The sequence below is a fragment of the Phormidium sp. CCY1219 genome, from assembly GCF_035615515.1.
GTDB lineage: Bacteria > Cyanobacteriota > Cyanobacteriia > Cyanobacteriales > Laspinemataceae > CCY1219.
The window spans coordinates 1-7268 of the sequence record NZ_JAJENT010000675.1 but is presented as its reverse complement, the minus strand read 5'-3'; the positions used below and the strand labels follow the sequence as shown (position 1 = coordinate 7268).

Below are 7268 nucleotides of genomic sequence, written 5' to 3'. Positions count from 1 at the left end.
ATTGCGGGGGACCGGGGGTCAGTCGCTCGGCTTATATCCCCACGGATAAATCCGGGGGCTTTACGCCGATTCTCGGTCACTCCGGAAATGTAGCCCCACCGCATGCCATCTCCCTACCGGGGGTGCGCTTTGAACCGAGGGGCTTGTGCTTCGGCGAAAACCTAAAGAAAAGCTTATAGCTGCACGGCGGAGAAAAAAAAGCGGTTAACCTCAACCCAAACATCAACTTTCCCCTTTTCCGTCGCTCGATTATTCTCTCGCAGCATTTGCCATGAGACCTACGGAACACAAGCAATACATCACCCTCAGCGCGATCCTCGCCCTCGCAGTTGCGATCGCCTTTGGCGCGTTCGCCTCCATACCCATCGCCATCTGGGGATTTCTACTCGTTGTAGCGATCGCCATCTCCTATAAATATCCCCGCCTCGGACTGTGGATATTTTTAATTTATCTGCCCTTCAGCGGCACGGTCACCTACGCGATCGGTCAAGGTAGCCCCCTTTACCTGGGACTCAAAGACGCCTTTTACTTTCCCGCCCTCATCGCCCTGATTCAAGAATACCGCCAGGGCCAGCAACCCTGGCGAATTCCGCCCCTGCTGAGGTTGGCCCTGGGGTTGGTACTCCTGAGTATCCTATTGACCTTGGTGTTTGCCAATCTGCCCCAGGCATTCGTCAGTGGTGCAGGGGAGTCCCCCTTCCTGATGGGGGTGATGGGATTAAAAATTTTAATCGGCTACATCCCTTTGATGTTTTGTAGTTATTACCTGATGCGCCAGACCCAGGATGTATTCGCGATCGCCCGCCTGTTTGTGGTGCTTGCCCTCATCTGTTGTCTCCTGGGATTCCTGCAATATGGGTTGCTCAGCAGCGGGGTATGTGCCGGCACGCGCGGATTAGAGGGACAGGATTTATTTAGAGCCACATTAGAAGCGAGATGTCTGGTGGGGGGTTCCTTGGTCTTTAGTCCCGAGGTGAATTTAATTCGCCTCCCGGGAACCTTCGTTTCACCGTGGCAATGGAGCTGGTTTTTGATTGCCAATGGGGTGTTTAGTTTCACGGCGGCCCTGAGCGATCCGTCCCGGGTTTGGAAACGGGTCAGTTTGGGGGCGACGATCGCGATTTTTCTGATGGCGGTATTCTCGGGTCATCGACTCCCGGTGTTGTTGCTGCCGACATTTTTTCTGATTTTACTGTTACTAGCTCTGTTGGTCGAGCGGCGATGTTTCTTCCAGTCGTGGCGGGAAAAATCCGGGCAATTGGCCCTGGTGGGAGTGGTGGTAGCGATCGCGATCGCCGCGATCGTGTATCCCCCCGCTATTCCACCGGGATGGGATGCGACTCGCTGGGAAGCGGCTCCACCCCTGCTAGAATTTATCGGCGAGCAATTCCAGTTTGCGATTAATAGCTTAAATGGAGTTTTCGGCAATGGGTTGGGGAGAGCTACGAATGCGGCGCGAATGTTTGGAACCACTACCCTAATCGAGAGTTATTATCCGAAACTGCTCTACGAGTTAGGGTTTCCCGGGTTGCTGAGCGTGTTGGCCCTGGTAAGCGCGGTGAGCTTCCTGACGTTTAAAGCTTACCGGGGGGCGATCGCGCCGCATCTGCGCCTGTGGGGATTGGGGATTTGGCTGTTTATTGTGTCGATAAGCTACAACAGTTTTTACTATCCCCTGGAGGTAGCGCCGGTGGCGGTTTATTATTGGTGGTTTGCCGGGATGGCGCTAAAATTACCACAGTTGAATCAAGGGGAGGGGTAATTAGCGATCGCGGGTTGAGGTTGGCGGGTAATTTTTATGTTGATGCAAGTTAAAGAATGGAACTGTTAAGTATTATTTTATCGGGGCTGCTCACCTTGGTTTCCCCGGTGGGGGTGGTATTCGATAATATTGCCGAGCGGGATATTCGCTCGGCGCTGCATTCGGCGGAGGAGTTGGAAGTTCGGTTGGACAATTCGCCGAATTACTTTTTGTTTGCCGGAAAGGTGGAGCGGTTGCGGTTTGCCGGGAGGGGATTGTATCTGACGCCGGATATTCGGATCGAGAGTTTTGAAGTGGAAACCGATCCGATTGAGGTGGATCTCGATCGCCTGAATGAGGAGGATGAGAGTGGGGTGCCGTTATTTTTGCAGGAGCCACTGCAGGGGGCGTTTCGCTTGGTATTGACTGAGGAGGATATGAACCGCGCGCTGCGATCGGCTCCATTTATCGAAGAATTAGGGGAGGCGGGCATTGGCGCGATTCCGGAAACGGAAGATGAAACCATAGCACAAAGATTTCGGATTGTCAACCCCGAAGTGGATTTTTTAGGGAATAATCGGATCCGGGTGCAGGTGGAGATTCAGGATCTTCGCGATGAGGAGCAGGTGACGATCGCGGTGGAAACCGGGCTAGAAGTGGTGGGGGGAACTCAGTTACGGGCGATCGATACCCAGATTACGATTAATGGAGAAGAAGCTCCAAGTCGGTTGGAGAATTTAGTGGTGAATTTGGTCGAGCGCGTTTTTAATTTGAAAAAGTTTGAAGAAAATGGGTTGTTAGCAAGGTTTTTAGACTTTACGATTACCGGAGAGCGGCTAGAATTAACGGCGTTTGCCCGGGTGGAAGATCCAGAGTGGTTTTATGAGCCGAGGGAGTGACATCTGCGCTAGTATTTTCTGGAATAGGGGTTTATTGTGCTGTAGTTTCTTCGGTAGGATAGCCAGTTAGATGCGCCGGAATTTGCGATTTGTGAATAGAGGTTACGGTGCGATCCGGTTTGGGGTGAGGTGTGTAGAAGTTACAGGGAGTGCAACCGAGAATGAGGTGGGGGATGGAAACTTTCCGCACCGCATCGGTTTAAATCCAGAATCAGCGCATAAAGTCTGTGTTGTCAATGAAAAATATGGGGGACAAATCAGGCGGAAGCGATAAGTTTATACTGACGTTTGTTTGATAATTAAGGAGATTTTTTTGACATGCAAAATCACAGCGATCGCCGGATTCCGGTTGGTTTAGTTGCTACAGTTTCAGCCCTCGCGATCGCCGTTGGGGGTGCCACCGCCTGGTGGAGTGTCAATTCCCGGAATTCCGAACCACCGAACTCGGTGAATTCTTCCACCGTGGATCCGAATGGCCAGACCCCTTCTGTGTCGCCCACGGTGGAACCGGATTCGCCGCCGCCTACTGTGGTGAGTCCCACCACGGAGCAAACGGTGGAGGTGTTCGTGATTCAAGACAGCGGCACGCGATTTGAACTGACGCCGATGCCGGTGTCGGTGCAGGCGTCAGAAGAACCCACGGCGTTAGTGGCGGCGGGGTTCGAGCAATTATTCGCAGAACCTCAAGATGAGAGTGGGTTTAGTGAGATTCCCCAGGGCACTCAACTGTTGAATCTGGACATTAAGGATAATGGGGTGTATGTGGATCTCTCGCCAGAGTTTGAGTTTGGCGGTGGCAGTACCTCGATGACGGCGAGACTGGGCCAGGTGGTTTATACGGCGACTACATTAGATCCGAATGCACCGGTGTGGATTTCGGTGAATGGGGAACCGTTGGAAATTTTAGGGGGTGAAGGGTTGGAGATTCCCCGCCCGATTACCCGAACCGAGTTCGATCGCGAATTTCCGCTTTAATTTTAAACAGCGCAAAGGTGCCCCGACGGAAGTGGGGGCACCTTTGCGCTTTCTGGGTAGAATGAAGAGAGTTTGAGGGGGAGCGGCGGGGCTAATTTTTTCCAACCAAGCTTAAGGAACGGAATTGGCGAGCCTGCTCTTCGATGCGGGCGGCAAGGCGATCGCACACCAAGTTGCACAGGTCGAAAATCAGGGGGTCGTCTACCCGGTAGTAGGCAGAAGTACCCTCGGTGCGGCGGCTGAGAATGCCTGCTTGCAGCATCACTTTCAGATGTTTGGAGACATTGGCTTGACTGGTGTCGGTGGCCTCAACTAATTCTTGGACGCATTTTTCCCCGTCGCGCAGCAAATTTAACAGTTTCAGGCGCATCGGCTCACTTAAAATACTGAAATATTCGGCCACATATTGCATGACTTCTTGGGGTACCGGCTGGGCGAGTTTCATAAAATAAACCTGGAATAGCTTGCTTAATACTATTTTAACATTCAAAAATTTTATGACAATAGAGTGATTAACTTCTTTAGGGGGAGAGTCCGAATGAAAAAAGGGGAGAAAGGGTAATATTTGTTACTGTTTTATTTTTGAATTTGTGCGTATAGTGCAACCGATGGAGCCACCGAGACGCACAAGGCGATCGGCAAGTTTAAAAAAGCGAGTTGCCGATCGCGAGCCTGGGGAGGTTTGCCCAAATTTGGCGCGGCGGGGCAGTAGTCGATCGGGGGCGCGGCGGATGGAGGTGGGAGAGGTGAAAGCAAAAGGAGAGAGAAACCACCACCGAGCCGAGCCAAGAGCAACTCGCTTTTTTGCGAAAAACCACCTGAGCGACGGAGAGATTAACTGGGGTTAATCCGCATCAACGGCTGACCGTATTCTACAGGGGAGCCATTTTCGACCAAAACTTCCATCACTTGTCCGGACACCTCGGCTTCGATGTCATTCATCAACTTCATCGCCTCAATGATGCAGACCGTTTGACCGGTAGTAATTCGATCGCCGACTTCCACAAACGGAGGCTCATCCGGAGCCGGTGCGCGATAAAACGTGCCCACCATTGGAGAGTTGACCTCAACCCACTTGCGTTCCAGGGCGCTAGGGGTGGAGGCAGTCGGCTCAGGTGCCACAGCTTGGGTGGCAGGGGTGGAGCCTGGGGGAGAAGTTACGGCAGAAGATTGGGTAGGTGCGCTCGCCTGAGATGCAGAAGCAGCCGCCGTTCCCACAGCAGTTGGTTCGGTAGCGAGCGCCAAATTGGCGATCTCTTCTGGAGTCGCACTGGCGTCGGCTTTCGCCTTTTCCTTGCGTACCGTTAGCTCAAAATCACCACTTTTTAACGTCAGCTCTGAAATCTCGGTGCGATCGAACGCGGTTAGCAGCTCGCACAGTTGGCTTATGTCCAGTTGCACAGTTTATTTGACCCCATTAAATCAGCTTGCGGCTGTCAGCGAGCGGCATTCAGCCATAAAAAACAGCACAGTTCAGTTACCAAAGGCGATCGAGAGAGCCTTTGGCGGTTTGGGTACCGATGAAAATGAAACGGAAAAATGGCGCGAAAGCGTTTAGCCGGTGAGCCAAGCGCTCACGCCGCACCGCTTGACTCGGAAAGAGTCAAGCGCTCTCGATTGGTAAAACGTACCGTTACTCGCGACCCAAATAAGAATCGTTGCGGGTATCGATTTTGATCCGCTCTCCGATAGAGATAAATAAAGGAACCATCACTTCCGCCCCGGTTTCTACCGTGGCCGGTTTGGTGCCACCAGTAGCGGTATCGCCTTTGACACCGGGATCGGTTTGGGTGATTTCCAGGACCACAGAGTTCGGCAGTTCAACTTCAAGCACTTGGCTTTCCCACCGAATCACATTCACTTCCATTCCTTCCTTGAGATACTTGACGCGATCGCCAATTTTATCGGCACTCAGACGAGTTTCTTCAAACGTTTCCATATCCATAAACACGAACTGCTCGCCATCTTTATAGGTATGCTGCATCGTGCGTTTTTCCAGGATCGCTTGCGGCACGGTTTCCCCGGCGCGAAACGTTCGTTCTACCATGCTTCCCGTCTGCACGTTTTTCAGTTTCGTGCGGACAAAAGCAGAGCCTTTACCGGGTTTGACGTGGAGGAATTCAACCACCCGCCACACCGCCCCATCTAATTCAATTGTGACGCCAGTACGAAAGTCATTACTCGATATCATGGAATCGACCTTGGGCAAGAACAATCGGCAATTCATTTTACCGCGAGGTTGTCCCTGTGCTGGCACTCTCCTCAAATTAGAGACAACCCGAGGGGATTTTTCCGGCATCCGCCTTGGGCGAGAGAGAGATTTTCCCGCAATTGCGATCGCGGGTTTGCCTCTATGGCAAGATTGATGCAGTGCGGTTTAGAAAGACTCAGGGATATATTGATGCTGCTTTGGAGCAAAAAAATTGCGAAAATCATGCAAGCCGGGTTGAAAACGGCGTTCTTAGTGGTGCTGATGGTGTCCCTGTCTGTGGGACTCAGTGGGGCGTGGTGGGACTTCGGGGGCACCCCCAGTCGAACCAGCCAATTGCCACAGGGAAATGCCATTACCGACCCGAAAGCATTGTTACGCTATGCGTTGCCAATTGACAATCAACCCATCCGAGAGGTGCAGTCCAACTTAGAAGACATTTCCGGGCAACTGCGCGGGAAACGATGGAGTCGCATGAAAGCGGATATTACCAAAGCATCGGTGATTCTCTCCCGGCGCGAGTCGGAAATCCTCGAGGATGTGACCGATGAGAACAAATCGGGCGCTAAAGCATTAATCGAGCGAATCCAAGAAGAGATCGTGCCGTTGCAAGAGGCGGTGGAAGAGGAGGATAAGTCTCGAGTTCAGGAGGAACGCGATCGCATTTTGAGCTGGATCAACCAGATCGAAGAAATGATGGTCGAAGAATTTCCCTTTGAAGTGCCGGAAGAATACAGCAATCTGCCGCAACTGAAAGGTCGCGCCACGGTAGAAATGGAAACCGAGAAAGGGAACCTCACCCTGGTCGTGGACGGATACAGCGCCCCAGTGAGCGCCGGCAACTTTGTGGATTTAGTCAATCGCGGATTTTACGAGGGTTTAGAATTTATTCGCTCGGAAGATTTCTACGTGTTGCAAACCGGGGATCCTGCCGGACCGGAAGAAGGATTCATCGATCCGGATACCGGGGAATATCGCAATATTCCGTTAGAAGTGTTGGTTAGAGGAGACGAGCAGCCGACTTACGGCATTACCCTCGAACAAGCAGGTCGCTATCGCGCGCAACCCGTGCTGCCATTTTCTGCCTATGGTGCGGTGGCAATGGCGCGACCGGAAGAAGACCCGGATGGGGGGTCTTCGCAATTCTTTTTCTTCTTGTTTGAACCGGAACTGACTCCGGCGGGACTCAACTTGTTAGATGGCCGTTATTCGGTGTTTGGTTATGTGGTGGAAGGCAAAGAGGTGTTAGAACAACTCAAACAGGGGGATAAGATTCTCTCGGCAAAAGTCGTGCAAGGGGGCGACAATTTGGAGCCACCCCAGACGAGTTAGACCGATGCGGGAGGCTCGCGATCGCCTAATATCTGTGACGTCAGGGACTCCGTAGAAACCAACCCCATGTCTAAAGCCAGGGGCTTGTACTTCTAACCACCTGACCAGCCTA

The 7268-nt window shown here is 52.3% G+C and carries 8 protein-coding genes; 5 read left to right on the top strand and 3 right to left on the bottom strand.

What is annotated here, in order from left to right; translation table 11 throughout:
• Window positions 1-271: 271 nt before the first annotated feature.
• The 3 genes from LKK83_RS19635 to LKK83_RS19625 all read left to right on the top strand — a co-directional run bounded on the left by LKK83_RS19635 (window position 272) and on the right by LKK83_RS19625 (window position 3615).
• On the top strand, window positions 272-1762 hold the full coding sequence (locus LKK83_RS19635) for a hypothetical protein (RefSeq protein ID WP_324632992.1): 1491 nt from the start codon (window positions 272-274) through the stop codon (window positions 1760-1762).
• 56 nt (window positions 1763-1818) lie between these two features.
• Entirely contained in the window at window positions 1819-2640 is an 822-nt protein-coding gene (locus LKK83_RS19630; protein WP_324632991.1) for an LmeA family phospholipid-binding protein, read from the top strand.
• 318 nt (window positions 2641-2958) lie between these two features.
• A complete protein-coding gene (locus LKK83_RS19625; protein ID WP_324632990.1) occupies window positions 2959-3615 on the top strand; it encodes a GerMN domain-containing protein in 657 nt (218 codons plus the stop codon).
• Between the two features lie 91 nt (window positions 3616-3706).
• On the opposite strand, the gene LKK83_RS19620 is transcribed toward LKK83_RS19625, so the two are convergent.
• Together LKK83_RS19620 and accB are read right to left on the bottom strand one after the other, a co-directional pair.
• The gene (locus LKK83_RS19620) at window positions 3707-4060 is read right to left on the bottom strand and encodes an ArsR/SmtB family transcription factor (RefSeq protein ID WP_324632989.1); all 354 of its coding nucleotides are present in this window, start codon (window positions 4058-4060) and stop codon (window positions 3707-3709) included.
• 389 nt (window positions 4061-4449) lie between these two features.
• Window positions 4450-5016 (bottom strand): acetyl-CoA carboxylase biotin carboxyl carrier protein, encoded by a 567-nt coding sequence (gene accB / locus LKK83_RS19615; RefSeq protein ID WP_324632988.1) that lies wholly within the window; start codon window positions 5014-5016, stop codon window positions 4450-4452.
• On the opposite strand from accB, the gene LKK83_RS19610 reads away from it, so the two are divergent.
• Window positions 5003-5173, top strand: coding sequence for a hypothetical protein (locus LKK83_RS19610; protein ID WP_324632987.1), 171 nt, complete (start codon window positions 5003-5005; stop codon window positions 5171-5173). The two genes, accB and LKK83_RS19610, sit on opposite strands and share 14 nt — an antisense overlap.
• 75 nt (window positions 5174-5248) lie before the next feature.
• On the opposite strand, the gene efp is transcribed toward LKK83_RS19610, so the two are convergent.
• Complete coding sequence (gene efp / locus LKK83_RS19605) at window positions 5249-5806, bottom strand: elongation factor P (protein ID WP_324632986.1); 558 nt, start codon at window positions 5804-5806, stop codon at window positions 5249-5251.
• Window positions 5807-6016: 210 nt separating this feature from the next.
• Between efp and LKK83_RS19600 the strand changes: the two genes are divergently transcribed.
• Window positions 6017-7156, top strand: coding sequence for a peptidylprolyl isomerase (locus LKK83_RS19600; protein ID WP_324632993.1), 1140 nt, complete (start codon window positions 6017-6019; stop codon window positions 7154-7156).
• Window positions 7157-7268 lie beyond the last annotated feature (112 nt).

Excerpts from the sequence above, each read along its gene's own strand:
- efp (WP_324632986.1), bottom strand. The coding sequence starts at position 5,806 with ATGATATCGAGTAATGACTTTCGTACTGGCGTCACAATTGAATTAGAT.
- LKK83_RS19625 (WP_324632990.1), top strand. The coding sequence starts at position 2,959 with ATGCAAAATCACAGCGATCGCCGGATTCCGGTTGGTTTAGTTGCTACA.
- LKK83_RS19600 (WP_324632993.1), top strand. The coding sequence starts at position 6,017 with ATGCTGCTTTGGAGCAAAAAAATTGCGAAAATCATGCAAGCCGGGTTG.
- LKK83_RS19620 (WP_324632989.1), bottom strand. The coding sequence starts at position 4,060 with ATGAAACTCGCCCAGCCGGTACCCCAAGAAGTCATGCAATATGTGGCC.
- LKK83_RS19635 (WP_324632992.1), top strand. The coding sequence starts at position 272 with ATGAGACCTACGGAACACAAGCAATACATCACCCTCAGCGCGATCCTC.
- LKK83_RS19610 (WP_324632987.1), top strand. The coding sequence starts at position 5,003 with ATGTCCAGTTGCACAGTTTATTTGACCCCATTAAATCAGCTTGCGGCT.
- LKK83_RS19630 (WP_324632991.1), top strand. The coding sequence starts at position 1,819 with ATGGAACTGTTAAGTATTATTTTATCGGGGCTGCTCACCTTGGTTTCC.